A 24,197-nucleotide genomic window follows, 5' to 3' on the forward strand; every position below is an offset into this window, starting at 1 on the left:
CTCTCATGACTGCAAACGATGCAGCTACATGTGGCATAGCTGCAAACCATACCTTTTGGCTATTTTCCACTCGATGGCAGTATAGCTAAAATAGCAGTACACGCTAGATTCTACCTGTAAAAGCGTATGATTACCCTGCGAGCGTCAAGATATCTATAAAAACGAAACTTCTTGTAGTAAAAAAAGTCTTAATATCACTTAATAGCATGAGTACTGAGATTGTTTTGTGTTCACACAGGCAGTTATAGTACCAATTACTCTTAAAAATCGTTGCTTGGGGTAAGAGTCCTTAAGCCAATGGAGAAATGGATGAAATCACTGTTTAAAGTAACGCTACTGGCTACCACCATGGCGCTAACCCTGAATACCTCTGCGGTTTTCGCTGCAGAAGCTGCAAAAACTGCCACTGCAGCTGCACCAGCAACGACAAATAGCGCATTTAAGAATGATGACCAGCAATCTGCCTATGCTTTAGGCGCATCATTGGGGCGTTACATGGATAACTCCCTGAAAGAACAAGAAAAGCTGGGGATCAAGCTGGACAAAGACCAGTTGATCGCTGGTGTACAAGATGCTTTCGCTAGCAAAAGCAAATTGACCGACGAAGAGATCGAAAAAACCTTGCAAGGCTTTGAAGCGCGCGTAAAAGCGTCTGCTCAAGCCAAAATGGAGCAAGATGCGAAAGAAAATGCCGATAAAGGCGCTAAATATCGCGAAACTTTCGCTAAAGAAAAAGATGTGAAGAAAACGGCATCTGGCCTGCTGTACAAAGTTGAGAAGGCCGGTAGCGGTGAATCACCAAAAGATAGCGACACCGTTGTAGTGAACTACAAAGGTACGCTGACCGACGGTAGTGAGTTTGATAACTCATACAAACGTGGTGAGCCACTCTCCTTCCGTCTGGATGGCGTTATCCCAGGTTGGACTGAAGGCCTGAAACAGATCAAGAAAGGCGGCAAGATCACTCTGGTTATCCCACCAGAATTGGCTTACGGCAAAACTGGCGTCCCAGGTATCCCTGCTAACTCTACGTTGGTATTTGACGTAGAACTGCTGGATGTGAAAGCGGCACCTAAAGCTGACGCGCCAGAAGAGCAACCTGCTGCTGCGGACACCAAAGCGAAGAAGTAACTTAGCTTCGTTACCGCTCCTGCTGATAACCGCTGCGATAATTGTCGTGGCGGTTTTTTTTGTAGCACATATATCAATTTGCACTTCTGCTCGTTGATAACTTGACGGTTTATGGCTTGTGGGCTTAACGTCAATATCACGCGCAAACGCAAGGATTTTATCTCAGCATATTTGCTAGACTTAAAATCTAAGATATTGAGTTATGAGTCTGCCAACGATATTGAGACAGGCTTTACCTAGAGGATGGTGTCTTCGATGTCTAATTCGCTTCTCAGTAGCGAAACCAGTGAACTGGATTTACTGGATGAACGTCCGTTCAGTCAGACGGATCATGAAATACTAAAATCATACGAAGCAATCGTCGATGGCTTGGCGATGCTTATCGGCAACCACTGTGAAATTGTGCTGCATTCACTGGAAGATCTGAAAAGCTCAGCGGTAAGAATTGCTAACGGTGAACACACCGGGCGGCAAATTGGTTCGCCAATAACTGACCTGGCTCTGCGGATGTTGCACGATATGGCGGGTGCTGACAGCAGTGTCTCGAGAGCTTATTTCACGCGTGCCAAAAGCGGTGTGTTAATGAAGTCCGTCACTATCGCTATCCGTAACCGCGACCAGCGCGTTATTGGCCTGCTGTGCATCAACATGAATCTGGATGTTCCTTTCTCGCAAATCATTCAGACCTTTATGCCGCCGGAAACACAAGAAGTGGCCTCTTCGGTTAACTTTGCCTCTTCGGTCGATGATCTGGTGGCACAAACACTGGAATTCACCATCGAAGAAGTTAATGCCGACCGCAATGTTTCGAATAATGCGAAGAACCGTCAAGTCGTTCTCAATCTGTATGAAAAAGGTATTTTTGATATCAAAGATGCTATCAATCAGGTTGCCGAACGGCTAAATATCTCTAAACACACGGTTTATCTCTATATTCGCCAGTTTAAGAGCGGTGATCTTGTGGGGCATGATCGTTAATGTCGGGCCTGAAATATTGCCTGATGGTCACGGGACCGGCTTATGGCACCCAGCAGGCCAGTAGCGCTTACCAATTCGCGCAAGCCCTTATCAATTCAGGTCATCACTTAGTCAGCATCTTCTTCTACCGTGAAGGGGTGCTGAATGCGAACCAATTAACTGCGCCGGCCAGTGATGAGTTTGACCTGGTTCGGGCGTGGCAACAATTGGCAACTGAGCATGGTGTACTGCTGAATGTCTGTGTAGCGGCGGCGTTACGTCGTGGTGTGACCGACCAACATGAAGCAGAGCAACTCAATTTGGCGGCGGCGAATCTGCAACCGGGCTTTACTTTGAGTGGTCTGGGTTCATTGGCTGAAGCGGCATTGACGTGTGACCGTATGGTACAATTTTAATGACGATGAAACGCATTGCTTTTGTTTTCACCCAAGGTTCGCACGGCAGTTCCGCTGGGCGGGAAGGGCTGGATGCATTGCTGGCGGCTTCGGCACTGAGCGAAGAGATCGGCGCATTCTTCCTTTCAGATGGTGTTTTGCAACTGCTACCTCAGCAGCAACCCGAAATAATTCTCGCGAGAAACTATATTGCGACTTTCGGTGTCTTACCTCTATACGATGTCGAGAATTGTTATCTCTGCGAAGCCTCGGTACAGCAACGCGGGTTGAGCGAAGTAACAGATTGGGTCCTCGATGTTGAGGTGCTATCTCCGGTGGATTTTGGTCGCCAACTGTCGACTTATGATGTTGTGCTGACTTTTTAATTGAGATTTGGGTCGCTATAATGCTCTATACCGTCAGTCATTCTCCTTATCGTTGCGATTTATCTGCGTTGTTGAGATTAGTCACATCGGAAGATGAGATTCTCTTTCTGCAAGATGGGGTGATGACTGTTTTGAAAAACAGTGAGAGCCTTAAGCTGTTGTTAAATAACCCCGCTTCTCTCTTTGTTTTGGAAGATGATGTTATTGCACGCGGCTTGTCTGGTCAAATTTCAGACAGCGCTACACTAATCGGCTATACTCACTTCGTGGATTTGACCCTAAAACATCAGCAACAACTGGCATGGTAATGCAGTCAATGCTGTATATTTCTTGACACCTTAGATAGTCAGCCATAAAATTCTGCGTCCTCGTTCTCTGCCAGTAGTGCAAACGAGGGGGATTTATCACGTGTTTACGAAGCAAAAAACCAGGAGCTTTTTTAATAATGGCAACGATTAACCAGCTGGTTCGCAAGCCACGCAGCATGAAGGTTGCTAAAAGCAACGTTCCTGCTCTGGAAGCATGCCCGCAGAAACGTGGTGTATGTACCCGCGTATATACCACCACCCCGAAAAAACCTAACTCCGCACTGCGTAAAGTTTGCCGTGTGCGTTTAACTAACGGTTTTGAAGTCACCTCCTACATCGGCGGTGAAGGTCATAACCTTCAGGAACACTCCGTGATCCTGATCCGTGGCGGTCGTGTTAAAGACTTGCCAGGTGTGCGTTACCACACCGTTCGCGGCGCGCTTGACTGCTCAGGTGTTAAAGACCGTAAGCAATCACGTTCTAAGTACGGCGTGAAGAAGCCAAAGGCTTAATGGTTCTCCGTTAAGTAAGGCCAAACATTTTCACATTAATGTCAAAATAAACTCTTAGAGTTTTGGACAACCCTGAATTAACAACGGAGTATTTCCATGCCACGTCGTCGTGTAATTGGTCAGCGTAAAATTTTACCAGATCCTAAGTTCGGATCTGAATTGCTGGCTAAATTTGTAAATATCCTGATGGTAGATGGTAAAAAATCTACTGCAGAAGCAATTGTCTATACCGCGCTGGAAACCCTGGCTCAGCGTTCTGGTAAAGATTTTCTGGAAGCTTTCGAAGTAGCTCTGGATAACGTGCGCCCGACTGTCGAAGTTAAGTCTCGCCGCGTTGGTGGTTCTACTTATCAGGTACCAGTTGAAGTTCGTCCGGTTCGTCGTAATGCCTTGGCAATGCGTTGGATCGTTGATGCTGCTCGTAAACGCGGTGATAAATCCATGGCTTTGCGCTTGGCGAATGAACTGTCTGACGCAGCAGAGAACAAAGGTTCTGCTGTTAAGAAACGTGAAGACGTTCACCGTATGGCCGAAGCTAACAAGGCGTTCGCCCACTACCGCTGGTAATTACCACGCAGTAGTCATGCTAACCATACGGGCTATCTTCTTGAAAGCCCGTATGGGTTAACCGAATGAACGCCCTAGGAATAGAGGAATCAAATGGCTCGTAAAACACCCATTGAGCGCTATCGTAATATCGGTATCAGCGCTCACATCGACGCCGGTAAGACAACCACTACCGAACGTATCCTGTTTTACACCGGTGTAAACCATAAAATCGGTGAAGTTCATGACGGCGCAGCCACCATGGACTGGATGGAACAGGAGCAGGAGCGTGGTATTACCATTACTTCTGCGGCTACTACCTGCTTCTGGTCTGGTATGGCTAAACAGTTCGAACCACATCACGTCAATATCATTGACACCCCTGGACACGTTGACTTCACCATCGAAGTAGAACGTTCTATGCGTGTTCTTGACGGCGCGGTAATGGTTTACTGTGCAGTTGGTGGTGTTCAGCCACAGTCTGAGACCGTATGGCGTCAGGCGAATAAATATAAAGTTCCGCGTATCGCGTTCGTTAACAAAATGGACCGTATGGGCGCGAATTTCCTGAAAGTTGTTGGTCAGATTAAATCTCGTCTGGGCGCGAATCCAGTTCCATTGCAACTGGCTATCGGCGCGGAAGAGAAATTCACCGGTATTATTGACCTGGTGAAAATGAAAGCGATCAACTGGAACGAAGCCGATCAGGGCGTGACCTTCGAATACGAAGAGATCCCTGCTGATATGGTTGAACTGGCTGCTGAATGGCACCAGAACCTGGTTGAATCTGCTGCAGAAGCGTCAGATGAGCTGATGGATAAGTACTTGGGTGGCGATGAGCTGACCGAAGAAGAGATCAAGAAAGCTCTGCGTAAACGCGTTCTGAACAACGAAATTATCTTGGTTACCTGTGGTTCTGCGTTTAAAAACAAAGGCGTACAGGCAATGCTGGATGCGGTTATCGAATATCTGCCTGCCCCGACTGACGTTGAAGCAATCAACGGTATTCTGGACGACGGTAAAGATACTCCGGCGGTTCGTCACTCATCTGACAAAGAGCCGTTCTCTGCGCTGGCATTTAAAATTGCTACCGACCCGTTTGTTGGTAACCTGACCTTCTTCCGTGTGTACTCGGGTATTGTAAATTCCGGCGACACCGTGCTGAACTCAGTTCGTTCACAGCGTGAACGTCTGGGCCGTATCGTACAGATGCACGCAAACAAACGCGAAGAGATCAAAGAAGTTCATGCAGGCGACATCGCAGCAGCGATCGGTCTGAAAGATGTGACGACGGGTGACACTCTGTGTGATCCAGCGAATCCGATCATCTTGGAACGTATGGAGTTCCCAGAGCCAGTAATCTCTGTTGCAGTTGAACCAAAGACCAAAGCCGACCAAGAAAAAATGGGTATGGCTCTGGGTCGTCTGGCAAAAGAAGATCCATCATTCCGCGTTTGGACTGACGAAGAATCTGGTCAGACTATCATCGCTGGTATGGGTGAGTTGCACTTGGATATCCTGGTTGACCGTATGCGCCGCGAATTTAACGTGGAAGCAAACGTCGGTAAACCTCAGGTTGCATACCGTGAAACTATCCGCGACACCGTTAAGGACGTGGAAGGTAAGCACGCTAAGCAGTCAGGCGGTCGTGGTCAGTACGGTCATGTTGTTATCGACATGTCTCCGTTACCACCGGGTGGCGCTGGGTATGAATTCGTCAACGAAATCGTTGGTGGTTCTATTCCTAAAGAGTTCATCCCTGCTGTTGATAAAGGCATCCAGGAACAACTGAAATCCGGCCCTCTGGCAGGTTATCCGGTTGTTGACGTTAAAGTGCGTCTGCACTACGGTTCTTACCATGACGTCGACTCCTCAGAATTGGCATTTAAATTAGCCGGTTCTATCGCCTTTAAAGAAGGTTTCAGAAGAGCTAAACCAGTTCTGCTTGAGCCTATCATGAAGGTTGAAGTCGAAACCCCAGAAGATTACATGGGTGACGTAATGGGCGACCTTAACCGTCGTCGCGGTATCATCGAAGGTATGGAAGATACAGCTACCGGTAAAACCGTTCGCGTCAAGGTTCCGTTGTCTGAAATGTTCGGTTATGCTACTGACCTGCGTTCTCAGACTCAGGGCCGTGCTTCTTACTCCATGGAATTCCTGGAGTATGCTGAAGCACCTAGTAACGTCGCTAAAGCCGTTATCGAAGCCCGTGGCAAATAAGCTTTCGGGTTTAAAACAATGATCCAGTGCTCTCTCATAAGTGGGAGAGCACAAGAGTAAGGAATATAGTCGTGTCTAAAGAAAAATTTGAACGTAACAAACCCCATGTAAACGTCGGTACTATCGGCCACGTTGACCATGGTAAAACAACTCTGACTGCTGCAATCACCACCGTACTGGCTAAAACCTACGGCGGTAGTGCTCGTGCCTTCGATCAGATCGATAACGCACCAGAAGAAAAAGCACGTGGTATCACCATCAACACTTCTCACGTTGAATATGACACCCCGACTCGTCACTATGCGCACGTTGACTGCCCAGGGCATGCCGACTACGTTAAAAACATGATCACCGGTGCTGCTCAGATGGACGGCGCGATCCTGGTTGTTGCTGCAACTGATGGCCCTATGCCACAGACTCGTGAGCACATCCTGTTGGGCCGTCAGGTTGGCGTTCCATACATGATCGTATTCATGAACAAATGTGACATGGTTGACGATGAAGAGCTGTTGGAATTGGTAGAAATGGAAGTTCGTGAACTTCTTTCTGCTTACGATTTCCCAGGCGACGACATCCCAGTAATCAAAGGTTCAGCGCTGAAAGCACTGGAAGGCGTTCCTGAGTGGGAAGCTAAAATCATTGAATTGGCTGAAGCACTGGATAGCTACATTCCACTGCCAGAACGTGCTATCGATAAGCCATTCTTGCTGCCTATCGAAGACGTATTCTCTATCTCAGGCCGTGGTACTGTTGTAACTGGTCGTGTAGAGCGCGGTATCGTTAAAGTTGGTGAAGAAGTAGAGATCGTTGGTATCAAAGATACTGTTAAATCTACTTGTACTGGCGTTGAAATGTTCCGCAAACTGCTGGACGAAGGTCGTGCTGGTGAGAACGTTGGTGTTCTGCTGCGTGGTATCAAACGTGAAGACATCGAACGTGGTCAAGTTCTGGCTAAACCAGGCTCAATCAAACCACACACTACCTTTGATTCAGAAGTTTATATTCTGAGCAAAGAAGAAGGCGGTCGTCATACTCCGTTCTTCAAAGGTTACCGTCCTCAGTTCTACTTCCGTACAACTGACGTAACAGGTACCATCGAACTGCCAGAAGGCGTTGAAATGGTGATGCCAGGTGACAACATCAACATGGTTGTTACTCTGATTCACCCAATCGCAATGGACGACGGTCTGCGTTTCGCAATCCGTGAAGGCGGCCGTACTGTAGGCGCTGGTGTTGTTGCTAAAGTTATCGCTTAATTGCATTATTGATTAATTACTTTATTGATCAAGTAAAAGGGTGCTTCGGCACCCTTTTTTATTAATGTGCTAAATAATCTTAATTGAAATAACTCGTATTCTTATTTACACTTGAGGAATTGGTTAAGAAGTGAGTCTCTCTATGTACGTTTGTCTGTGTAATGCGATATCTGACAAAGTTATCCGTAAAGTCGTACGTCAGCACCACCCACATACCATTAAGCAGTTGCGTCAGCTAGTACCTATCGGTACAGATTGCGGAAAGTGCATTCGACAGGCCAGAGAAATCTTGATCGAGGAACGCGCTAACATTCCAGAAATGAATGATGTTGCCTAATAGTTAGCAGGGATAAGTTTTCCCCACACTTTGCCATCTGGTACTACACTTTTAGTACTGGAAGCGGAGGGTATAACTATGAAAGGCGATAAAAAAATAATTGCACATCTTAATAAACTACTCGGAAACGAGCTGGTTGCTATCAATCAATATTTTCTTCATGCCCGAATTTTTAAAAATTGGGGGCTGATGCGCCTTAATGATAAGGAGTATCACGAATCCATTGATGAAATGAAGCATGCGGATAAATACATTGAGCGCATTTTATTTCTCGAGGGTATTCCTAACTTGCAAGACTTGGGCAAGTTGAATATCGGTGAAGATGTAGAAGAAATACTGAAATCTGATTTAGCTCTCGAGTTATCCGGGGCGAAGGACTTACGCGAAGGTATTGCGTATGCCGATTCAATCCATGACTATGTCAGCCGAGATTTATTGAAAGAGATCTTGGCGGAAGAAGAGGGTCATATTGATTGGCTTGAAACAGAGCTCAGCCTGATCGAACGCTTGGGGATACAAAACTACTCACAGGCCCAACTGGCGAAAGAATGACAATTATTTACCTGCAAAGCATAAACTAAAGTGAGTATCCGTCAGGAACTCACTTTTGAAGTTTTAGAGTTTACTGTTTCCTACCCTCATCGGGTGTATCCCATTTTCTTTGGTTGATAACTCATCAAGATAAGTTGGCTGATCGAGATAGCTGATTTGGAATTGAGCGCCAGCAGCTAAAGATGCCAACGACTTATCTTCAGGATAAGAGAGCAGCAATGGGAACAGTACCGCTTCCCCAATGATGGCTCTTCGACTTCGATCTGCTGGGCTTAATCCCCATATATTTTGGAATGTTAACGGGTGTCCCTCAGCAGTATTACCGACATATAGCATTATGTGCCCCTTAATATGAATCAGCGTCATAAAAGGGCGACCTCGGCTAGCCAGAAACTTTAAGCGATCCTCTGGTTTCTGGTCACTTAACTCAATTATTTTCCCCTGAGAGGGTTGCTGAGAAGAGTGGGTAGGCAGCCAAAAGCCAAAAGGTAACATCAAGTTTTTTAGTTCACTTGAACAATCGTTATGCCCATATAACCCACCCCACCCATAAGGTTTTCCCAACCTACGCTTGATGAGCGATGAGAAATTTCGATAAGTTGCTGTGAATGGCAGGGAATGTATCTTACCAGGATGAACCTTAGCGACTGCAACCACCGCCTGTTGCTGATCATTTACTACAGGAATCAGAACATGTTGATCATCAAGCTGCGGAAAAAGGCTGCCTATACTACCCTGCTTATAAATTCGAGATAACTTTGACCCAGCGAGAGATACATTGTCATCAATGATTGCAGCCATTTTATGGTGGGCAGCTTGTCGCCATTTGTGGATAAAAGCCTTATCGGTATAAGCAATCGAATTCGAAGGAACCCATCCCAGTACATCGGGGGTTAAAATAAACGTCCAAAGCCCATCAAGTGTATACCCTAGACTATAAATTGGCGTCGCCAAATGTAAATGAGTTTCTTGTAAGTTATCAAAAGGATAACCCTCACCTGCTATGGTGTCGCTATAAAAACTAGGATCAAACGTCGGTAAAACCCTCACTGAGGTATCAGTTATCGTAATTCCTCGTTGTTCCGGTTGAAAGTGTAATTTGTTGAACTGCACGAGCTGAATGTTATTACGGATAGTATCCAACCACTGAATTCCGTGGGGACGATAATTGCTACCGTAATTAATAATATCTTTTTGGCGGTATGCATTGTCGAAATCATCTAACTTGCGTTTGATGTAGAGAGCAATACTGCCAGCCCCACTTGGCTGCAGGTGCGTCTGGACATAACGCTCTTCCCAAGGGGAAGCATCCGTTGGCATGCCACCAAAATAGTGCGCCAGTAGATTAGCTAATGCGCGCTGCTGTAGTTCAGCAGATACCAGAGGTTGATTATAACTAGGGCTATTTTCTGGAAACCAGTAAGTGACGTTTTGCGTGTAAGCTTGTAGTGGAAACAGTGAACGTAACTCTGCTGCGACGGCGACGTTGGTGATACAGCTTGTCATAAGCAGTAATAAGATACTCTGACAGTGATAGTGGGTCATAAGATGAATCCTTTTGTGCGTATCGGTGAAGTTCACCGTTCCACTTCCTGGCTTTACCAGAATTCCTTTCAATCCAACCAATAGTAACCCTGTGTGATAATAAATAAATTCACTAAAACTAACGGCATTCTGCCAAATTTGTAAGTTTCCGCATAGATTTCCAACAGTGGCTTGCTTCCTGCTGTTATTTACGTATAATGCGCGGGCCTACCTAATCTTGATAGGTCAGATTGAAACTAATCTGTCAGTCACAGCCTAGTGTTGTAACTGAACAATACTCCCGATATGGGGGTTATATGTTGAACGATTACACTCCCCCATCAATCGAAATGGGTGCGAGGAGTAATCATTTACGTTTATAAATAATTGGAGCTCTGGTCTCATGCAGAACCAAAGAATCCGTATCCGCCTGAAAGCGTTTGATCATCGTTTGATCGATCAATCAACTGCGGAAATCGTCGAGACTGCCAAGCGCACTGGTGCGCAGGTTCGTGGTCCGATCCCGCTGCCAACTCGCAAAGAGCGCTTTACTGTTCTGATCTCTCCGCACGTCAATAAAGATGCGCGCGATCAGTACGAAATTCGCACTCACAAGCGTCTAGTTGACATCGTTGAGCCAACCGAGAAAACCGTTGATGCTCTGATGCGTCTGGATCTGGCTGCCGGTGTAGACGTGCAGATCAGCCTGGGTTAATCAGGTCATTGAGCGATTGAGAGGTTGAAACAATGATTGGTTTAGTCGGTAAAAAAGTGGGCATGACTCGTATCTTCACTGAAGATGGCGTTTCAATCCCAGTAACTGTTATCGAAATTGAAGCGAACCGCGTAACTCAGGTCAAAAGCCTGGAGAACGACGGATACCGTGCTGTGCAAGTAACTACCGGTGCTAAAAAAGCTAACCGCGTTACTAAACCAGAAGCGGGTCATTTCGCTAAAGCTGGCGTAGAAGCTGGCCGTGGTCTGTGGGAATTCCGCCTTCCAGAAGGTCAAGAGTTTACTGCTGGTCAAGAAATTAGCGTCGAAATTTTTGCAGACGTTAAGAAAGTCGACGTTACAGGTACGTCTAAAGGTAAAGGTTTTGCCGGTACTGTTAAGCGCTGGAACTTCCGTACCCAAGATGCTACCCATGGTAACTCCTTGTCTCACCGTGTTCCGGGTTCTATCGGTCAAAACCAGACTCCGGGCAAAGTGTTCAAAGGCAAGAAAATGGCTGGCCACCTGGGTGACGAACGTGTAACCGTTCAAAGCCTGGACGTAGTACGTGTTGACGCTGAGCGCAACCTGCTGTTGGTTAAGGGTGCTGTACCGGGCGCAACCGGTGGCAACCTGATCGTTAAACCAGCTGTGAAGGCGTAAGGGGATAGCAATGGAATTAGTATTGAAAGACGCGCAAGGCGCGCTGACTGTTTCCGAAACTACCTTCGGTCGTGATTTCAACGAAGCGCTGGTACATCAGGTTGTTGTTGCTTATGCAGCAGGTGCCCGTCAAGGTACTCGTGCTCAGAAGACCCGCGCTGAAGTAACAGGTTCCGGTAAGAAGCCGTGGCGTCAAAAAGGCACCGGCCGTGCGCGTGCAGGTTCTGTAAAGAGCCCAATCTGGCGTTCAGGTGGTGTGACCTTTGCTGCGAAGCCTCAGGATCACAGTCAGAAAGTAAATAAAAAGATGTACCGCGGCGCGCTGAAAAGCATTCTGTCCGAACTGGTACGTCAAGATCGTCTGATCATTGTCGAAAAGTTCTCTGTTGAAGCACCTAAAACTAAGTTGCTGGCGCAGAAACTGAAAGATATGGCTCTGGAAGATGTGCTGATCGTAACGGGTGAACTGGACGAGAACTTGTTCTTGGCAGCTCGCAACCTGTACAAGGTTGACGTTCGCGATGTAGCCGGTATCGACCCAGTTAGCCTGATCGCCTTCGACAAGGTGGTTATGACTGCTGATGCTGTGAAGCAAGTTGAGGAGATGCTGGCATGATTCGTGAAGAACGTCTGCTGAAAGTACTGCGCGCGCCGCATGTATCTGAAAAAGCGTCCGCTGCGATGGAAAAGAATAACACCATCGTTCTCAAAGTTGCCAAAGACGCGACCAAAGCAGAAATTAAAGCTGCAGTGCAGAAACTGTTTGAAGTCGAAGTCGAAGACGTTAACACCTTGCTGGTTAAAGGCAAGAGTAAGCGTCACGGTCAGCGTGTTGGTCGTCGTAGCGACTGGAAAAAAGCTTACGTCACCCTGAAAGAAGGCCAGAATCTGGACTTCATCGGCGGCGCAGAGTAAGTCGGAGGAGTAAACAATGGCAATTGTTAAATGTAAACCTACATCTCCGGGTCGTCGCCACGTTGTTAAAGTGGTTAACCCTGAGCTGCACAAGGGTAAGCCTTATGCCCCGTTGCTTGAAGCATTAAGCAAAAGCGGTGGCCGTAACAACAATGGCCGTATCACTACCCGTCATATCGGTGGTGGCCACAAGCAACATTATCGTCTGGTTGACTTCAAACGCAACAAAGATGGTATCCCTGCTGTGGTTGAGCGTCTGGAGTACGATCCGAACCGTTCCGCGAACATCGCGTTGGTTCTGTACAAAGACGGCGAACGCCGTTACATCCTGGCGCCGAAAGGCCTGAAAGCTGGTGACCAGATTCAATCTGGCGTTGATGCTGCAATTAAAGCAGGTAATACCCTGCCTATGCGTAACATCCCAGTTGGTTCAACGGTTCATAACGTAGAAATGAAACCAGGTAAAGGCGGCCAATTGGCTCGTTCTGCTGGTGCATACGTTCAGATCGTTGCTCGTGACGGTTCCTACGTTACTCTGCGTCTGCGCTCCGGCGAAATGCGCAAGGTTCTAGCTGATTGCCGCGCCACCTTAGGTGAAGTCGGTAACGCTGAACACATGCTGCGTGTCCTGGGTAAAGCAGGTGCTAGTCGTTGGCGTGGTATTCGTCCTACCGTTCGCGGTACGGCGATGAACCCGGTAGATCACCCACACGGTGGTGGTGAAGGTCGTAACTTTGGTAAGCACCCGGTAACCCCGTGGGGCGTTCAGACCAAAGGTAAGAAGACCCGTAGCAACAAGCGTACTGATAAGTTCATCGTACGTCGCCGTAGTAAAAAATAATTAGAGGATAAGCCATGCCACGTTCTCTCAAGAAAGGTCCCTTCATTGACCTGCACTTGCTGAAGAAGGTAGAGAAAGCGGTGGAAAGCGGAGACAAGAAGCCAATTCGGACTTGGTCCCGTCGTTCAACGGTCTTTCCAAATATGATCGGTTTGACCATCGCTGTCCATAATGGTCGTCAGCACGTTCCTGTATTTGTTTCCGATGAAATGGTCGGTCACAAATTGGGTGAATTCGCGCCGACCCGTACTTATCGCGGCCATGCGGCCGATAAAAAGGCTAAAAAGCGCTAAGGTAGGAGGAAGAGATGGAAACTATCGCTAAACATCGCCACGCTCGTTCTTCTGCTCAGAAGGTTCGCTTGGTAGCGGACCTGATTCGCGGTAAGAAAGTGTCGCAAGCTCTGGAAACTCTGGCCTATACCAACAAGAAAGCTGCTGGTTTGGTTAAGAAAGTGCTGGAGTCTGCCATTGCTAACGCAGAACACAACGATGGCGCTGACATCGATGATCTGAAAGTCACGAAGATCTTCGTAGACGAAGGCCCTAGCATGAAGCGCATTATGCCGCGTGCAAAAGGTCGTGCAGATCGCATCCTGAAGCGCACCAGCCACATTACTGTGGTTGTGTCCGATCGCTGAGACTCTGGAGACTAGCAATGGGTCAGAAAGTACATCCTAATGGTATTCGACTAGGTATTGTCAAAGCTTGGAACTCTACCTGGTACGCAAATACCAAAGAATTCGCTGACAACCTGGACAGCGACTTTAAAGTTCGCCAATTCTTGACTAAAGAATTAGCGAAAGCTTCCGTTTCTCGCATCGTTATCGAGCGTCCAGCGAAGAGCATCCGTGTGACTATTCACACCGCTCGTCCTGGCATCGTTATCGGCAAGAAAGGTGAAGATGTCGAAAAACTGCGTAAGGTCGTAGCGGATATCGCTGGCGTTCCTGCACAGATTAACATCGCCGAAGTCCGTAAACCGGAACTGGACGCAAAATTGGTTGCTGACAGCATCACTTCACAGCTGGAACGTCGCGTTATGTTCCGTCGTGCTATGAAGCGTGCTGTACAGAACGCAATGCGTCTTGGCGCTAAAGGTATCAAAGTTGAAGTAAGCGGCCGCCTTGGCGGTGCTGAAATCGCGCGTACCGAATGGTACCGTGAAGGTCGTGTTCCGTTGCATACACTGCGTGCGGATATCGATTACAACACATCTGAAGCGCACACCACTTATGGTGTAATCGGCGTAAAGGTATGGATCTTCAAAGGTGAGATCTTGGGTGGTATGGCTGCTGTTGAACAACCGGAACCGGCTGCTCAACCTAAAAAGCAGCAGCGTAAAGGCCGCAAGTAAGGAGAATCGCTGATGTTACAACCAAAGCGTACAAAATTCCGTAAGATGCACAAAGGCCGTAACCGTGGCCTTGCGCAAGGTACGGATGTTAGCTTCGGTGAGTTCGGCCTGAAAGCTTGTGGCCGTTGCCGCCTGACGGCTCGTCAAATCGAAGCAGCCCGTCGTGCGATGACACGTGCAATTAAGCGTCAAGGTAAGGTCTGGATCCGTGTATTCCCGGACAAACCGATCACCGAGAAGCCGCTCGAAGTGCGTATGGGTAAAGGTAAGGGTAACGTAGAGTATTGGGTTGCCCTGATCCAGCCAGGAAAAGTTTTATTTGAAATGGCTGGTGTGCCGGAAGAAACTGCCCGCGAAGCATTTAAGCTCGCTGCAGCGAAACTGCCTGTAGGAACCACCTTTGTAACTAAGACGGTGATGTAATGAAAGCACAAGAGCTGCGTGAAAAAAGCGTTGAAGAGCTGAACACTGAGCTGCTCAACCTGCTGCGTGAGCAATTTAATTTGCGCATGCAGGCGGCTAGTGGCCAGCTGCAACAAACTCACCTGTCGAAACAAGTGCGTCGTAATATCGCACGTGTTAAGACTTTACTGACTGAAAAGGCGGGTGCGTAATGACTGACCAAATCCGTACTCTGCAAGGTCGCGTAGTTAGTGACAAAATGGAGAAATCCATGGTTGTTGCTATCGAACGTGTGGTGAAGCACCCGATTTACGGGAAATTCATCCGTCGTACGACGAAATTGCATGTACATGACGAGAACAATGAATGTGGTATCGGTGACGTGGTAGAAATCCGCGAATGCCGTCCACTGTCAAAGACTAAGTCTTGGACGCTTGTTCGCGTTGTAGAGAAAGCGATTCTGTAATAGAGTAGCTGACTCGAACATAATAAGCGGCTCAGAAAGTGGGCCGCTTATTTTTTCTACCCATAATCTGGAAGCGGTGTTATAATGCTGCGCCCTCGTTATTGGGGCTTTTAAACGACCTATTCTGGGTCCTAAAGTAGTAGTTGACATTAGCGGAGCACTAACATGATCCAAGAACAGACTATGCTGAACGTGGCCGACAACTCCGGTGCACGTCGCGTAATGTGTATCAAGGTTCTAGGTGGCTCGCACCGTCGCTACGCAGGCATCGGCGACATCATCAAGATCACCATCAAGGAAGCAATTCCTCGTGGCAAGGTGAAGAAAGGCGATGTTCTGAAGGCGGTAGTGGTGCGCACCAAGAAGGGTGTACGTCGCCCGGACGGTTCTGTCATTCGCTTCGATGGTAACGCTTGTGTTATTTTAAATAATAACAGCGAGCAGCCAATCGGCACGCGTATTTTTGGGCCGGTAACTCGTGAACTGCGTAATGAGAAGTTCATGAAAATTATCTCTCTGGCACCAGAAGTACTCTAAGGAGCGAACCATGGCAGCGAAAATCCGTCGTGATGACGAAGTTATCGTGCTAACCGGGAAAGACAAAGGTAAGCGCGGTAAAGTAAAGAATGTCCTGTCTGCTGGTAAGGTCATTGTTGAAGGTATCAACCTGGTTAAAAAACATCAGAAGCCGGTTCCGGCCCTGAACCAACCAGGTGGCATTGTTGAAAAAGAAGCTGCAATTCAAGTTTCCAACCTTGCGCTGTTCAACGCGACAACCGGTAAGGCTGACCGTGTAGGCTTTAGATTCGAAGACGGCAAAAAAGTCCGTTTCTTTAAATCTAACAGCGAAACTATCAAGTAATTTGGAGTAATACGATGGCGAAACTGCATGATTACTACAAAGACGAGGTGGTCAAACAACTGATGTCTCAGTTTGGCTACAACTCTGTCATGCAAGTCCCTCGGGTCGAGAAGATCACCCTGAACATGGGTGTTGGTGAAGCGATCGCTGACAAGAAACTGCTGGATAATGCAGCAGCTGACTTGGCAGCTATCTCCGGCCAAAAGCCGTTTATCACCAAAGCACGCAAATCTGTTGCAGGCTTCAAAATCCGTCAGGGCTATCCGATCGGCTGTAAAGTAACCCTGCGTGGCGAACGCATGTGGGAATTCTTTGAGCGTCTGATTACCATTGCTGTTCCGCGTATCCGTGACTTCCGTGGCTTGTCCGCTAAGTCATTCGATGGTCGTGGAAACTACAGCATGGGTGTGCGCGAGCAGATCATCTTCCCGGAAATCGACTACGATAAAGTCGATCGTGTACGTGGTTTGGATATTACCATTACCACTACTGCGAAATCCGATGATGAAGGCCGTGCATTGTTGGCTGCTTTTAAATTCCCATTCCGCAAGTAAGGTAGGGTTACTGATGGCTAAGCAATCAATGAAAGCACGCGAAGTTGTTCGCGTGAAACTAGCTAACAAATACCGCGCTCAACGCGAGGAATTAAAAGCTATTATCTCTGGTGTGAACTCATCCGACGAAGATCGTTGGAATGCTGTTCTGAAGCTGCAGTCTCTGCCGCGTGATTCCAGCCCGTCCCGTCAGCGTAACCGCTGCAACCAAACTGGTCGTCCGCATGGTTTCCTGCGGAAGTTCGGGTTGAGCCGTATTAAAGTCCGTGAAACCGCAATGCGCGGTGAAATCCCGGGCCTTAAAAAGGCTAGCTGGTAATTGTCACCAATTGAATCACGGGAGTAAAGACAGATGAGCATGCAAGATCCGATCGCGGATATGCTGACCCGTATCCGTAACGGTCAAGCCGCAAACAAAGTTGCGGTCACCATGCCTTCCTCCAAGCTGAAAGTGGCAATTGCCAACGTTCTGAAGGAAGAAGGCTTTATTGAAGATTTTAAAATCGAAGGCGACACCAAGCCTACTCTGGAATTAGCACTTAAGTATTTCCAGGGCAAGGCAGTGGTAGAAAGCATTCAACGTATCAGCCGTCCAGGTCTGCGCATCTATAAGAAAAAAGATGAGCTGCCAAAAGTTATGGCCGGTTTGGGTATCGCTGTTATTTCTACCTCTAAAGGTGTTATGACCGATCGTGCAGCTCGCCAAGCTGGTCTTGGTGGCGAGATTATCTGCTACGTAGCTTAATTCGGGAGGAAAGAATGTCTCGTGTTGCAAAAGCACCCGTCGTCATTCCTGCCGGCGTAGAGGTAAAACTCAACGGTCAGGTTATTTCGATAAAGGGTAAGAACGGCGAGCTGACTCGTACCGTCCATAGCGCTGTTGAAGTTAAGCAAGAAGATAATACATTGACTTTCGCTCCACGCGAAGGCGCTGTAGACGGTTGGGCCCAAGCGGGTACCACTCGTGCACTGCTTAACGCAATGGTCGTTGGTGTTACCGAAGGCTTCACTAAGAAGCTTCAACTGGTAGGCGTAGGTTACCGTGCCGCAGTTAAAGGCAACGTGGTGAATTTAGCCTTAGGCTTCTCTCATCCAGTTGACCATGAATTGCCGGCTGGCATCACTGCCGAATGCCCGACCCAAACTGAAATCGTGCTGAAAGGCGCTGATAAGCAGGTGATTGGTCAGGTTGCAGCAGATTTGCGTGCCTACCGTCGTCCTGAGCCTTATAAAGGCAAGGGTGTCCGTTACGCCGACGAAGTCGTGCGTACCAAAGAGGCTAAGAAGAAGTAAGGTAACACTATGGATAAGAAAGCAGCTCGTATCCGTCGTGCGACCCGCGCACGCCGCAAGCTCAAAGAACTGGGTGCGACTCGCCTGGTGGTACATCGTACCCCACGCCATATTTACGCGCAGGTTATTGCACCAAACGGTTCTGAAATTTTGGTAGCAGCTTCTACTGTAGAAAAAGCTATCAATGAGCAATTGAAGTACGCCGGCAACAAAGATGCCGCCGCAGCTGTAGGTAAAGCTGTTGCAGAGCGCGCATTGGAAAAAGGGATCACGAAAGTATCCTTTGACCGTTCCGGTTTCCAATATCATGGTCGAGTCCAGGCACTGGCAGATGCTGCCCGTGAAGCTGGCCTTCAGTTCTAAGGTAGAGGTGTAAGATGTCACACATCGAAAAACAAGCTGGCGAACTGCAGGAAAAGCTGATCGCGGTAAACCGCGTATCTAAAACCGTAAAAGGTGGCCGTATTTTCAGCTTTACCGCACTAACAGTAGTTGGTGATGGTAACGGTCGCGTTGGTTTTGGCTACGGCAAAGCACGCGAAGTTCCGGCAGCGATCCAGAAAGCGATGGAAAAAGCCCGTCGCGCTATGATTAATGTTGCTTTGGATAACGGTACCCTGCAGCACCCAGTTAAAGGTGCTCACACAGGTTCTCGTGTATTCATGCAACCAGCTTCTGAAGGTACCGGTATTATCGCCGGTGGTGCAATGCGCGCCGTCTTGGAAGTTGCAGGGGTTCATAACGTATTGGCCAAGGCATATGGTTCTACTAACCCGATCAACGTGGTTCGTGCAACTATTTTAGCTCTGGAAGATATGAAATCCCCAGAAATGGTCGCTGCCAAGCGTGGTAAGTCCGTCGAAGAAATTCTAGGGAAATAACCATGGCAAAGACTATTAAAGTAACTCAAACAAAAAGCAGTATCGGTCGTTTGCCGAAACACAAGGCAACTCTGATCGGTTTAGGTCTGCGTCGTATTGGTCATACTGTAGAGCGTGAGGATACTCCCGCTGTACGTGGTATGGTCAACTTGGTTTCCTACATGGTTAAAGTTGAGGAGTAACAGATGCGTTTAAATACTCTGTCTCCGGCTGATGGTGCCAAGCATGCGCCGAAGCGTGTAGGTCGTGGTATCGGTTCTGGCCTGGGTAAAACTGCTGGTCGTGGTCACAAAGGTCAGAACTCACGTTCTGGTGGTGGCGTACGTCGTGGTTTTGAAGGTGGTCAGATGCCTTTATATCGTCGTTTGCCGAAATTCGGCTTCACCTCTCGCAAAGCTATGATCACGGCAGAAGTTCGTCTGTCTGAATTGGCTTTAGTGGAAGGCGACGTAATCGACCTGAACACGCTGAAAGCCGCTAACGTTGTTGGTACCCAGATTGAGTTCGCGAAAGTTATGCTTTCAGGCGAAATCACTCGTGCGGTAACTCTTCGTGGTCTGCGTGTCACCAAAGGCGCTCGTGCTGCTATCGAAGCTGCTGGCGGTAAAATTGAGGAATAAGTAGCAGATGGCTAAGCAACCAGGATTAGATTTTCAAAGTGCTAAAGGCGGATTAGGCGAACTGAAGCGCAGACTTTTGTTTGTTATCGGTGCGCTTATTGTTTTCCGTATCGGCTCTTTTATTCCGATTCCTGGTATCGATGCCACTGTGCTTGCTAAATTGCTCGAGCAGCAGAGAGGGACCATCATTGAAATGTTTAACATGTTCTCTGGTGGTGCTCTCAGTCGTGCTTCTATCTTTGCCTTGGGTATCATGCCGTATATTTCGGCATCAATTATTATCCAGCTGTTAACGGTGGTTCATCCAGCGTTAGCAGAAATAAAGAAAGAAGGGGAAGCTGGCCGTCGTAAGATTAGTCAGTACACCCGTTATGGCACGTTGGTATTGGCTATATTCCAATCGATCGGTATTGCTACCGGTCTACCGAATATGCCTGGGATGCAAGGTCTGGTAATCAATCCAGGCTTTGCCTTCTACTTTACCGCTGTTGTTAGCTTGGTCACCGGGACTATGTTCCTGATGTGGCTTGGCGAACAGATTACTGAGCGTGGTATCGGTAACGGTATTTCAATCATAATCTTTGCTGGTATTGTTGCCGGTCTACCACCTGCAATAGCCCATACCATCGAGCAAGCTCGGCAAGGCGACCTGCACTTCCTCCTGTTGCTGTTGGTTGCAGTATTAGTGTTTGCAGTAACCTTCTTCGTTGTTTTCATTGAACGTGGTCAACGTCGTATCGTCGTTAACTATGCTAAACGTCAACAAGGTCGTCGTGTTTATGCAGCACAGAGCACACACTTACCGTTGAAAGTGAACATGGCCGGGGTTATCCCTGCAATCTTCGCTTCCAGCATAATTCTGTTCCCTGCCACGATTGCATCATGGTTTGGGGGTGGGACAGGTTGGAACTGGCTGACGACTATTTCGATGTATTTGCAGCCAGGACAGCCGCTTTATGTGTTACTCTATGCGTCTGCAATCATCTTCTTCTGTTTCTTCTACACGGCGCTAGTTTTCAACCCGCGTGAAACAGCAGATAACCTGAAGAAGTCCGGTGCATTCGTGCCAGGAATTCGTCCGGGAGAGCAAACGGCGAAGTACATCGATAAAGTAATGACGCGTCTAACCTTAATTGGTGCGATGTATATTACTTTCATCTGCCTGATCCCGGAGTTCATGCGTGACGCGATGAAAGTACCATTTTACTTTGGTGGTACCTCCCTACTTATCGTAGTGGTGGTCATCATGGACTTTATGGCTCAAGTGCAAACTCTGATGATGTCGAGTCAATACGAGTCTGCATTGAAGAAAGCAAACCTGAAAGGCTATAACCGCTAATCAGGGATGTTTGAGAAGTTACGGAGAGTAAAAATGAAAGTTCGTGCTTCCGTCAAGAAATTATGTCGTAACTGCAAAATTGTTAAGCGTAACGGTGTCGTTCGCGTAATCTGCAGTGCCGAACCAAAGCATAAACAGCGTCAAGGCTGATTTATCTTGCATATTTTTCTTGCAAAGTTGGGTTGAGCTGGCTAGATTAGCCAGCCAATCTTTTGTATGTGACTGCAATGCTATTTGAGTATCCTGAAAACGGGCTTTTCAGAATGGTATTGCTGTATAAAATAGTAGGAGTGCATAGTGGCCCGTATAGCAGGCATTAACATTCCTGATCAGAAACATACCGTTATCGCATTAACTGCGATCTACGGCATCGGTAAAACTCGCTCACAGGCTATCTGTGTTGCAGCGGGTATTGCTGAAAATGTTAAGATCAGTGAGCTGTCTGAAGAGCAAATCGAGAAGCTGCGTGACGAAGTTGCCAAGTACGTTGTAGAAGGTGATCTGCGTCGTGAGGTGACCCTGAGCATCAAGCGTCTGATGGACCTTGGGACTTATCGTGGTTTGCGTCATCGTCGTGGTCTACCAGTTCGCGGTCAGCGTACTAAGACCAACGCACGTACCCGTAAGGGTCCGCGTAAACCGATCAAGAAATAATCGGGGTGATTGAATAATGGCAAAGGCACCTATTCGTGCACGTAAGCGTGTAAGAAAGACAGTCTCTGACGGTGTGGCTCATATCCATGCTTCTTTCAACAACACCATCGTTACCATTACAGATCGTCAAGGTAACGCATTGGGTTGGGCAACAGCAGGTGGTTCCGGTTTCCGTGGATCTCGTAAGTCTACTCCGTTCGCAGCGCAAGTTGCAGCAGAGCGCTGCGCTGACGCAGTGAAAGAATACGGTATCAAGAATCTGGAAGTTATGGTTAAAGGACCTGGTCCGGGCCGTGAGTCTACTATCCGTGCGTTAAACGCGGCTGGTTTCCGCATCACTAATATTACTGATGTGACTCCGATCCCTCATAACGGTTGTCGTCCGCCGAAAAAGCGCCGCGTATAACGCTGCTTTTAGGTTTGTTGGAGAGAGAAAATGGCAAGATATTTGGGGCCTAAGCTCAAGCTGAGCCGTCGTGAGGGCACAGACTTATTCCTTAAGTCTGGTGTTCGTGCGATTGACACCAAGTGTAAGATCGAACAACCACCTGGCCAGCACGGTGCGCGTAAACCGCGTCTGTCTGACTACGGTGTGCAGTTACGTGAAAAGCAAAAAGTTCGCCGTATCTATGGTGTTCTAGAACGTCAATTCCGTAACTACTATAAAGAAGCAGCACGTCTGAAAGGCAACACTGGTGCAAACCTGTTGCAACTGCTGGAAGGTCGTCTGGATAACGTAGTTTACCGTATGGGCTTTGGCGCAACTCGTGCTGAATCACGTCAGCTGGTTAGTCATAAAGCTATCATGGTAAATGGTCGCGTTGTTAACATCGCTTCTTATCAGGTATCTCCGAATGACGTAGTCAGCATCCGTGAGAAAGCTAAAAAGCAGTCTCGTGTTAAGGCAGCTTTGGAGCTGGCTGAGCAGCGTGAAAAGCCGACTTGGCTGGAAGTTGATGCTGTCAAGATGGAAGGTGTGTTCAAACGTATTCCTGAACGTACTGATCTGTCTGCGGACATTAATGAACACCTGATCGTCGAGCTTTACTCCAAGTAAAGCTTAGTACCAAAGAGAGGACACAATGCAGGGTTCTGTGACAGAGTTTCTAAAACCGCGCCTGGTAGATATCGAGCAAGTCAGTTCGACGCACGCCAAGGTGACCCTTGAGCCGTTAGAGCGTGGCTTTGGCCATACTCTCGGCAACGCACTGCGCCGTATTCTGCTTTCATCTATGCCGGGTTGCGCGGTGACCGAGGTTGAGATTGATGGTGTACTGCATGAGTACAGCACCAAAGAAGGCGTACAGGAAGATATCCTGGAGATCCTGCTCAACCTGAAAGGGCTGGCGGTGAGAGTTCAGGGTAAAGATGAAGTTATTCTTACCCTGAATAAGTCTGGCATTGGCCCTGTGACTGCAGCCGATATCACCCATGATGGTGATGTCGAAATCGTCAAGCCGCAGCACGTTATCTGCCACCTGACCGATGAAAACGCATCTATTAGTATGCGTATCAAAGTTCAACGTGGTCGTGGTTATGTGCCGGCTTCTGCCCGAATTCATTCGGAAGAAGATGAGCGCCCGATTGGTCGTCTGTTAGTAGACGCATGCTATAGCCCTGTAGAGCGTATTGCCTACAATGTTGAAGCAGCGCGTGTAGAACAGCGTACCGACCTGGACAAGTTGGTTATCGAGATGGAAACCAATGGTACGATCGATCCTGAAGAGGCGATCCGCCGTGCGGCAACTATCTTGGCTGAACAGCTTGAAGCTTTCGTTGACCTACGTGATGTACGTCAACCGGAAGTTAAAGAAGAGAAGCCAGAGTTTGATCCGATCCTGCTGCGCCCTGTTGACGATCTGGAATTGACTGTCCGCTCTGCTAACTGCCTCAAGGCAGAAGCTATCCACTACATCGGTGATCTGGTACAGCGTACCGAGGTTGAGTTGCTGAAAACGCCGAACCTGGGTAAAAAATCTCTTACTGAGATTAAAGACGTGCTCGCTTCACGTGGTCTTTCTTTAGGCATGCGCCTAGAAAATTGGCCGCCAGCTAGCATTGCTGACGAGTAACCGGATCACAGGTTAAGGTTTTACTGAGAAGGATAAGGTCATGCGCCATCGTAAGAGTGGTCGTCAACTGAACCGTAACAGCAGCCATCGCCAGGCTATGTTCCGTAACATGGCCGGCTCTTTGGTTCGTCATGAGATAATCAAGACGACCCTGCCGAAAGCGAAAGAGCTGCGTCGCGTTGTTGAGCCGCTGATTACTCTTGCCAAGACCGACAGCGTAGCTAATCGTCGTCTGGCATTCGCCCGTACTCGTGATAACGAGATCGTGGCAAAACTGTTTAACGAGCTAGGCCCGCGTTTCGCGAGCCGTGCCGGTGGTTACACTCGCATTCTGAAGTGTGGCTTCCGTGCAGGCGACAACGCACCGATGGCTTACATCGAGTTAGTTGATCGTGCTGCATCGCAAGCAGAAGTAGTTGCTGCAGAGTAATCTGTAAA

Annotated in this window: 40 protein-coding genes; 39 read left to right on the forward strand and 1 reads right to left on the reverse strand. The window is 48.0% G+C overall.

The features are described 5' to 3' along the window. Positions 1-309 precede the first annotated feature (309 nt). From fkpA to bfr, 11 genes are all read left to right on the forward strand, one after another. Positions 310-1,131 carry an FKBP-type peptidyl-prolyl cis-trans isomerase gene (gene fkpA, locus FFE93_RS01015; protein ID WP_032896789.1) on the forward strand — a complete coding sequence of 274 codons (822 nt, stop codon included), beginning with the start codon at positions 310-312 and terminating at the stop codon, positions 1,129-1,131. Between the two features lie 255 nt (positions 1,132-1,386). Beyond that, positions 1,387-2,109 (forward strand): transcriptional regulator, encoded by a 723-nt coding sequence (locus FFE93_RS01020; RefSeq protein ID WP_005271779.1) that lies wholly within the window; start codon positions 1,387-1,389, stop codon positions 2,107-2,109. Continuing rightward, positions 2,109-2,504, forward strand: a complete 396-nt coding sequence (tusD, locus tag FFE93_RS01025) for a sulfurtransferase complex subunit TusD (RefSeq protein WP_032896791.1) — start codon at positions 2,109-2,111, stop codon at positions 2,502-2,504. Before FFE93_RS01020 ends, tusD begins: the two co-directional genes overlap by 1 nt. Continuing rightward, on the forward strand, positions 2,504-2,869 hold the full coding sequence (gene tusC / locus FFE93_RS01030; RefSeq protein WP_072083796.1) for a sulfurtransferase complex subunit TusC: 366 nt from the start codon (positions 2,504-2,506) through the stop codon (positions 2,867-2,869). The genes tusD and tusC overlap by 1 nt, the downstream gene beginning before the upstream one ends. A gap of 20 nt (positions 2,870-2,889) precedes the next feature. Continuing rightward, positions 2,890-3,177 (forward strand): sulfurtransferase complex subunit TusB, encoded by a 288-nt coding sequence (tusB, locus tag FFE93_RS01035; RefSeq protein ID WP_049601300.1) that lies wholly within the window; start codon positions 2,890-2,892, stop codon positions 3,175-3,177. A 137-nt stretch (positions 3,178-3,314) separates the two neighbouring features. Continuing rightward, positions 3,315-3,689: a 30S ribosomal protein S12 gene (gene rpsL / locus FFE93_RS01040; protein WP_002212323.1), complete on the forward strand. Its 375-nt coding sequence runs from the start codon at positions 3,315-3,317 to the stop codon at positions 3,687-3,689. 96 nt (positions 3,690-3,785) lie between these two features. Continuing rightward, a complete protein-coding gene (rpsG, locus tag FFE93_RS01045) occupies positions 3,786-4,256 on the forward strand; it encodes a 30S ribosomal protein S7 (protein ID WP_002212324.1) in 471 nt (156 codons plus the stop codon). 93 nt (positions 4,257-4,349) lie between these two features. Next, positions 4,350-6,458: an elongation factor G gene (gene fusA, locus FFE93_RS01050; protein ID WP_005271791.1), complete on the forward strand. Its 2,109-nt coding sequence runs from the start codon at positions 4,350-4,352 to the stop codon at positions 6,456-6,458. A gap of 71 nt (positions 6,459-6,529) precedes the next feature. After that, positions 6,530-7,714, forward strand: coding sequence for an elongation factor Tu (gene tuf / locus FFE93_RS01055; RefSeq protein ID WP_005271793.1), 1,185 nt, complete (start codon positions 6,530-6,532; stop codon positions 7,712-7,714). 142 nt (positions 7,715-7,856) lie between these two features. Beyond that, positions 7,857-8,051: a bacterioferritin-associated ferredoxin gene (bfd, locus tag FFE93_RS01060; protein WP_032896793.1), complete on the forward strand. Its 195-nt coding sequence runs from the start codon at positions 7,857-7,859 to the stop codon at positions 8,049-8,051. Positions 8,052-8,129: 78 nt separating this feature from the next. Continuing rightward, the gene (gene bfr / locus FFE93_RS01065) at positions 8,130-8,603 is read left to right on the forward strand and encodes a bacterioferritin (RefSeq protein WP_005271795.1); all 474 of its coding nucleotides are present in this window, start codon (positions 8,130-8,132) and stop codon (positions 8,601-8,603) included. A gap of 63 nt (positions 8,604-8,666) precedes the next feature. On the opposite strand, the gene FFE93_RS01070 is transcribed toward bfr, so the two are convergent. Beyond that, on the reverse strand, positions 8,667-10,148 hold the full coding sequence (locus FFE93_RS01070; protein WP_049601303.1) for an SH3 domain-containing protein: 1,482 nt from the start codon (positions 10,146-10,148) through the stop codon (positions 8,667-8,669). A gap of 382 nt (positions 10,149-10,530) precedes the next feature. Between FFE93_RS01070 and rpsJ the strand changes: the two genes are divergently transcribed. From rpsJ to rplQ, 28 genes are all read left to right on the forward strand, one after another. Then, positions 10,531-10,842 (forward strand): 30S ribosomal protein S10, encoded by a 312-nt coding sequence (gene rpsJ, locus FFE93_RS01075; RefSeq protein ID WP_001181005.1) that lies wholly within the window; start codon positions 10,531-10,533, stop codon positions 10,840-10,842. A 32-nt stretch (positions 10,843-10,874) separates the two neighbouring features. Then, on the forward strand, positions 10,875-11,504 hold the full coding sequence (gene rplC / locus FFE93_RS01080; protein WP_004709250.1) for a 50S ribosomal protein L3: 630 nt from the start codon (positions 10,875-10,877) through the stop codon (positions 11,502-11,504). A 10-nt stretch (positions 11,505-11,514) separates the two neighbouring features. Then, positions 11,515-12,120 carry a 50S ribosomal protein L4 gene (gene rplD, locus FFE93_RS01085; protein WP_004716380.1) on the forward strand — a complete coding sequence of 202 codons (606 nt, stop codon included), beginning with the start codon at positions 11,515-11,517 and terminating at the stop codon, positions 12,118-12,120. Then, positions 12,117-12,419, forward strand: a complete 303-nt coding sequence (gene rplW, locus FFE93_RS01090; RefSeq protein ID WP_005159841.1) for a 50S ribosomal protein L23 — start codon at positions 12,117-12,119, stop codon at positions 12,417-12,419. The genes rplD and rplW overlap by 4 nt, the downstream gene beginning before the upstream one ends. A gap of 16 nt (positions 12,420-12,435) precedes the next feature. Continuing rightward, on the forward strand, positions 12,436-13,260 hold the full coding sequence (gene rplB / locus FFE93_RS01095; RefSeq protein WP_005271802.1) for a 50S ribosomal protein L2: 825 nt from the start codon (positions 12,436-12,438) through the stop codon (positions 13,258-13,260). A 14-nt stretch (positions 13,261-13,274) separates the two neighbouring features. Further along, positions 13,275-13,553, forward strand: a complete 279-nt coding sequence (rpsS, locus tag FFE93_RS01100; RefSeq protein ID WP_002213430.1) for a 30S ribosomal protein S19 — start codon at positions 13,275-13,277, stop codon at positions 13,551-13,553. Between the two features lie 14 nt (positions 13,554-13,567). Then, positions 13,568-13,900, forward strand: coding sequence for a 50S ribosomal protein L22 (gene rplV / locus FFE93_RS01105; protein ID WP_004391423.1), 333 nt, complete (start codon positions 13,568-13,570; stop codon positions 13,898-13,900). A 17-nt stretch (positions 13,901-13,917) separates the two neighbouring features. Beyond that, positions 13,918-14,616, forward strand: a complete 699-nt coding sequence (gene rpsC / locus FFE93_RS01110) for a 30S ribosomal protein S3 (protein ID WP_002221644.1) — start codon at positions 13,918-13,920, stop codon at positions 14,614-14,616. A 12-nt stretch (positions 14,617-14,628) separates the two neighbouring features. Continuing rightward, on the forward strand, positions 14,629-15,039 hold the full coding sequence (gene rplP / locus FFE93_RS01115) for a 50S ribosomal protein L16 (RefSeq protein ID WP_002218940.1): 411 nt from the start codon (positions 14,629-14,631) through the stop codon (positions 15,037-15,039). Then, positions 15,039-15,230 carry a 50S ribosomal protein L29 gene (gene rpmC / locus FFE93_RS01120; RefSeq protein WP_005159843.1) on the forward strand — a complete coding sequence of 64 codons (192 nt, stop codon included), beginning with the start codon at positions 15,039-15,041 and terminating at the stop codon, positions 15,228-15,230. The genes rplP and rpmC overlap by 1 nt, the downstream gene beginning before the upstream one ends. Further along, entirely contained in the window at positions 15,230-15,484 is a 255-nt protein-coding gene (gene rpsQ, locus FFE93_RS01125) for a 30S ribosomal protein S17 (protein WP_002228135.1), read from the forward strand. The genes rpmC and rpsQ overlap by 1 nt, the downstream gene beginning before the upstream one ends. A gap of 165 nt (positions 15,485-15,649) precedes the next feature. Then, positions 15,650-16,021: a 50S ribosomal protein L14 gene (gene rplN / locus FFE93_RS01130; RefSeq protein WP_002213325.1), complete on the forward strand. Its 372-nt coding sequence runs from the start codon at positions 15,650-15,652 to the stop codon at positions 16,019-16,021. Between the two features lie 10 nt (positions 16,022-16,031). Next, positions 16,032-16,346 (forward strand): 50S ribosomal protein L24, encoded by a 315-nt coding sequence (rplX, locus tag FFE93_RS01135; protein WP_004875104.1) that lies wholly within the window; start codon positions 16,032-16,034, stop codon positions 16,344-16,346. A 14-nt stretch (positions 16,347-16,360) separates the two neighbouring features. Then, positions 16,361-16,900: a 50S ribosomal protein L5 gene (gene rplE, locus FFE93_RS01140; protein WP_004391419.1), complete on the forward strand. Its 540-nt coding sequence runs from the start codon at positions 16,361-16,363 to the stop codon at positions 16,898-16,900. A gap of 13 nt (positions 16,901-16,913) precedes the next feature. After that, entirely contained in the window at positions 16,914-17,219 is a 306-nt protein-coding gene (gene rpsN / locus FFE93_RS01145) for a 30S ribosomal protein S14 (protein WP_004391418.1), read from the forward strand. Between the two features lie 33 nt (positions 17,220-17,252). Beyond that, entirely contained in the window at positions 17,253-17,645 is a 393-nt protein-coding gene (gene rpsH / locus FFE93_RS01150; protein ID WP_019213301.1) for a 30S ribosomal protein S8, read from the forward strand. A gap of 14 nt (positions 17,646-17,659) precedes the next feature. Beyond that, the gene (gene rplF / locus FFE93_RS01155) at positions 17,660-18,193 is read left to right on the forward strand and encodes a 50S ribosomal protein L6 (protein ID WP_005271806.1); all 534 of its coding nucleotides are present in this window, start codon (positions 17,660-17,662) and stop codon (positions 18,191-18,193) included. Positions 18,194-18,202: 9 nt separating this feature from the next. Beyond that, a complete protein-coding gene (gene rplR / locus FFE93_RS01160) occupies positions 18,203-18,556 on the forward strand; it encodes a 50S ribosomal protein L18 (RefSeq protein ID WP_004391413.1) in 354 nt (117 codons plus the stop codon). 14 nt (positions 18,557-18,570) lie between these two features. Continuing rightward, positions 18,571-19,074: a 30S ribosomal protein S5 gene (rpsE, locus tag FFE93_RS01165; protein WP_004875101.1), complete on the forward strand. Its 504-nt coding sequence runs from the start codon at positions 18,571-18,573 to the stop codon at positions 19,072-19,074. A 2-nt stretch (positions 19,075-19,076) separates the two neighbouring features. Beyond that, complete coding sequence (gene rpmD / locus FFE93_RS01170) at positions 19,077-19,256, forward strand: 50S ribosomal protein L30 (RefSeq protein WP_002213339.1); 180 nt, start codon at positions 19,077-19,079, stop codon at positions 19,254-19,256. A gap of 3 nt (positions 19,257-19,259) precedes the next feature. Then, entirely contained in the window at positions 19,260-19,694 is a 435-nt protein-coding gene (gene rplO, locus FFE93_RS01175) for a 50S ribosomal protein L15 (RefSeq protein WP_004709236.1), read from the forward strand. Positions 19,695-19,701: 7 nt separating this feature from the next. Continuing rightward, positions 19,702-21,033 carry a preprotein translocase subunit SecY gene (gene secY / locus FFE93_RS01180; RefSeq protein WP_002213344.1) on the forward strand — a complete coding sequence of 444 codons (1,332 nt, stop codon included), beginning with the start codon at positions 19,702-19,704 and terminating at the stop codon, positions 21,031-21,033. A 33-nt stretch (positions 21,034-21,066) separates the two neighbouring features. Next, positions 21,067-21,183 carry a 50S ribosomal protein L36 gene (gene rpmJ / locus FFE93_RS01185; RefSeq protein WP_002227352.1) on the forward strand — a complete coding sequence of 39 codons (117 nt, stop codon included), beginning with the start codon at positions 21,067-21,069 and terminating at the stop codon, positions 21,181-21,183. 147 nt (positions 21,184-21,330) lie between these two features. Continuing rightward, entirely contained in the window at positions 21,331-21,687 is a 357-nt protein-coding gene (gene rpsM / locus FFE93_RS01190) for a 30S ribosomal protein S13 (RefSeq protein WP_004702348.1), read from the forward strand. 16 nt (positions 21,688-21,703) lie between these two features. Further along, the gene (gene rpsK, locus FFE93_RS01195; RefSeq protein ID WP_004709234.1) at positions 21,704-22,093 is read left to right on the forward strand and encodes a 30S ribosomal protein S11; all 390 of its coding nucleotides are present in this window, start codon (positions 21,704-21,706) and stop codon (positions 22,091-22,093) included. Positions 22,094-22,123: 30 nt separating this feature from the next. Beyond that, positions 22,124-22,744 carry a 30S ribosomal protein S4 gene (gene rpsD / locus FFE93_RS01200; protein ID WP_002218949.1) on the forward strand — a complete coding sequence of 207 codons (621 nt, stop codon included), beginning with the start codon at positions 22,124-22,126 and terminating at the stop codon, positions 22,742-22,744. Positions 22,745-22,769: 25 nt separating this feature from the next. Beyond that, positions 22,770-23,759, forward strand: a complete 990-nt coding sequence (locus FFE93_RS01205; protein ID WP_002438685.1) for a DNA-directed RNA polymerase subunit alpha — start codon at positions 22,770-22,772, stop codon at positions 23,757-23,759. Between the two features lie 40 nt (positions 23,760-23,799). Further along, positions 23,800-24,189 (forward strand): 50S ribosomal protein L17, encoded by a 390-nt coding sequence (gene rplQ, locus FFE93_RS01210; RefSeq protein WP_004391407.1) that lies wholly within the window; start codon positions 23,800-23,802, stop codon positions 24,187-24,189. Positions 24,190-24,197 lie beyond the last annotated feature (8 nt).

Origin of the sequence: Yersinia sp. KBS0713 (assembly GCF_005937895.2) — a bacterium.
GTDB lineage: Bacteria > Pseudomonadota > Gammaproteobacteria > Enterobacterales > Enterobacteriaceae > Yersinia > Yersinia bercovieri.

Excerpts from the sequence above, each read along its gene's own strand:
- fkpA (WP_032896789.1), top strand. The coding sequence starts at position 310 with ATGAAATCACTGTTTAAAGTAACGCTACTGGCTACCACCATGGCGCTA.
- FFE93_RS01020 (WP_005271779.1), top strand. The coding sequence starts at position 1,387 with ATGTCTAATTCGCTTCTCAGTAGCGAAACCAGTGAACTGGATTTACTG.
- tusD (WP_032896791.1), top strand. The coding sequence starts at position 2,109 with ATGTCGGGCCTGAAATATTGCCTGATGGTCACGGGACCGGCTTATGGC.
- tusC (WP_072083796.1), top strand. The coding sequence starts at position 2,504 with ATGACGATGAAACGCATTGCTTTTGTTTTCACCCAAGGTTCGCACGGC.
- tusB (WP_049601300.1), top strand. The coding sequence starts at position 2,890 with ATGCTCTATACCGTCAGTCATTCTCCTTATCGTTGCGATTTATCTGCG.
- rpsL (WP_002212323.1), top strand. The coding sequence starts at position 3,315 with ATGGCAACGATTAACCAGCTGGTTCGCAAGCCACGCAGCATGAAGGTT.
- rpsG (WP_002212324.1), top strand. The coding sequence starts at position 3,786 with ATGCCACGTCGTCGTGTAATTGGTCAGCGTAAAATTTTACCAGATCCT.
- fusA (WP_005271791.1), top strand. The coding sequence starts at position 4,350 with ATGGCTCGTAAAACACCCATTGAGCGCTATCGTAATATCGGTATCAGC.
- bfd (WP_032896793.1), top strand. The coding sequence starts at position 7,857 with ATGTACGTTTGTCTGTGTAATGCGATATCTGACAAAGTTATCCGTAAA.
- bfr (WP_005271795.1), top strand. The coding sequence starts at position 8,130 with ATGAAAGGCGATAAAAAAATAATTGCACATCTTAATAAACTACTCGGA.
- FFE93_RS01070 (WP_049601303.1), bottom strand. The coding sequence starts at position 10,148 with ATGACCCACTATCACTGTCAGAGTATCTTATTACTGCTTATGACAAGC.
- rpsJ (WP_001181005.1), top strand. The coding sequence starts at position 10,531 with ATGCAGAACCAAAGAATCCGTATCCGCCTGAAAGCGTTTGATCATCGT.
- rplC (WP_004709250.1), top strand. The coding sequence starts at position 10,875 with ATGATTGGTTTAGTCGGTAAAAAAGTGGGCATGACTCGTATCTTCACT.
- rplD (WP_004716380.1), top strand. The coding sequence starts at position 11,515 with ATGGAATTAGTATTGAAAGACGCGCAAGGCGCGCTGACTGTTTCCGAA.
- rplW (WP_005159841.1), top strand. The coding sequence starts at position 12,117 with ATGATTCGTGAAGAACGTCTGCTGAAAGTACTGCGCGCGCCGCATGTA.
- rplB (WP_005271802.1), top strand. The coding sequence starts at position 12,436 with ATGGCAATTGTTAAATGTAAACCTACATCTCCGGGTCGTCGCCACGTT.
- rpsS (WP_002213430.1), top strand. The coding sequence starts at position 13,275 with ATGCCACGTTCTCTCAAGAAAGGTCCCTTCATTGACCTGCACTTGCTG.
- rplV (WP_004391423.1), top strand. The coding sequence starts at position 13,568 with ATGGAAACTATCGCTAAACATCGCCACGCTCGTTCTTCTGCTCAGAAG.
- rpsC (WP_002221644.1), top strand. The coding sequence starts at position 13,918 with ATGGGTCAGAAAGTACATCCTAATGGTATTCGACTAGGTATTGTCAAA.
- rplP (WP_002218940.1), top strand. The coding sequence starts at position 14,629 with ATGTTACAACCAAAGCGTACAAAATTCCGTAAGATGCACAAAGGCCGT.
- rpmC (WP_005159843.1), top strand. The coding sequence starts at position 15,039 with ATGAAAGCACAAGAGCTGCGTGAAAAAAGCGTTGAAGAGCTGAACACT.
- rpsQ (WP_002228135.1), top strand. The coding sequence starts at position 15,230 with ATGACTGACCAAATCCGTACTCTGCAAGGTCGCGTAGTTAGTGACAAA.
- rplN (WP_002213325.1), top strand. The coding sequence starts at position 15,650 with ATGATCCAAGAACAGACTATGCTGAACGTGGCCGACAACTCCGGTGCA.
- rplX (WP_004875104.1), top strand. The coding sequence starts at position 16,032 with ATGGCAGCGAAAATCCGTCGTGATGACGAAGTTATCGTGCTAACCGGG.
- rplE (WP_004391419.1), top strand. The coding sequence starts at position 16,361 with ATGGCGAAACTGCATGATTACTACAAAGACGAGGTGGTCAAACAACTG.
- rpsN (WP_004391418.1), top strand. The coding sequence starts at position 16,914 with ATGGCTAAGCAATCAATGAAAGCACGCGAAGTTGTTCGCGTGAAACTA.
- rpsH (WP_019213301.1), top strand. The coding sequence starts at position 17,253 with ATGAGCATGCAAGATCCGATCGCGGATATGCTGACCCGTATCCGTAAC.
- rplF (WP_005271806.1), top strand. The coding sequence starts at position 17,660 with ATGTCTCGTGTTGCAAAAGCACCCGTCGTCATTCCTGCCGGCGTAGAG.
- rplR (WP_004391413.1), top strand. The coding sequence starts at position 18,203 with ATGGATAAGAAAGCAGCTCGTATCCGTCGTGCGACCCGCGCACGCCGC.
- rpsE (WP_004875101.1), top strand. The coding sequence starts at position 18,571 with ATGTCACACATCGAAAAACAAGCTGGCGAACTGCAGGAAAAGCTGATC.
- rpmD (WP_002213339.1), top strand. The coding sequence starts at position 19,077 with ATGGCAAAGACTATTAAAGTAACTCAAACAAAAAGCAGTATCGGTCGT.
- rplO (WP_004709236.1), top strand. The coding sequence starts at position 19,260 with ATGCGTTTAAATACTCTGTCTCCGGCTGATGGTGCCAAGCATGCGCCG.
- secY (WP_002213344.1), top strand. The coding sequence starts at position 19,702 with ATGGCTAAGCAACCAGGATTAGATTTTCAAAGTGCTAAAGGCGGATTA.
- rpmJ (WP_002227352.1), top strand. The coding sequence starts at position 21,067 with ATGAAAGTTCGTGCTTCCGTCAAGAAATTATGTCGTAACTGCAAAATT.
- rpsK (WP_004709234.1), top strand. The coding sequence starts at position 21,704 with ATGGCAAAGGCACCTATTCGTGCACGTAAGCGTGTAAGAAAGACAGTC.
- rpsD (WP_002218949.1), top strand. The coding sequence starts at position 22,124 with ATGGCAAGATATTTGGGGCCTAAGCTCAAGCTGAGCCGTCGTGAGGGC.
- FFE93_RS01205 (WP_002438685.1), top strand. The coding sequence starts at position 22,770 with ATGCAGGGTTCTGTGACAGAGTTTCTAAAACCGCGCCTGGTAGATATC.
- rplQ (WP_004391407.1), top strand. The coding sequence starts at position 23,800 with ATGCGCCATCGTAAGAGTGGTCGTCAACTGAACCGTAACAGCAGCCAT.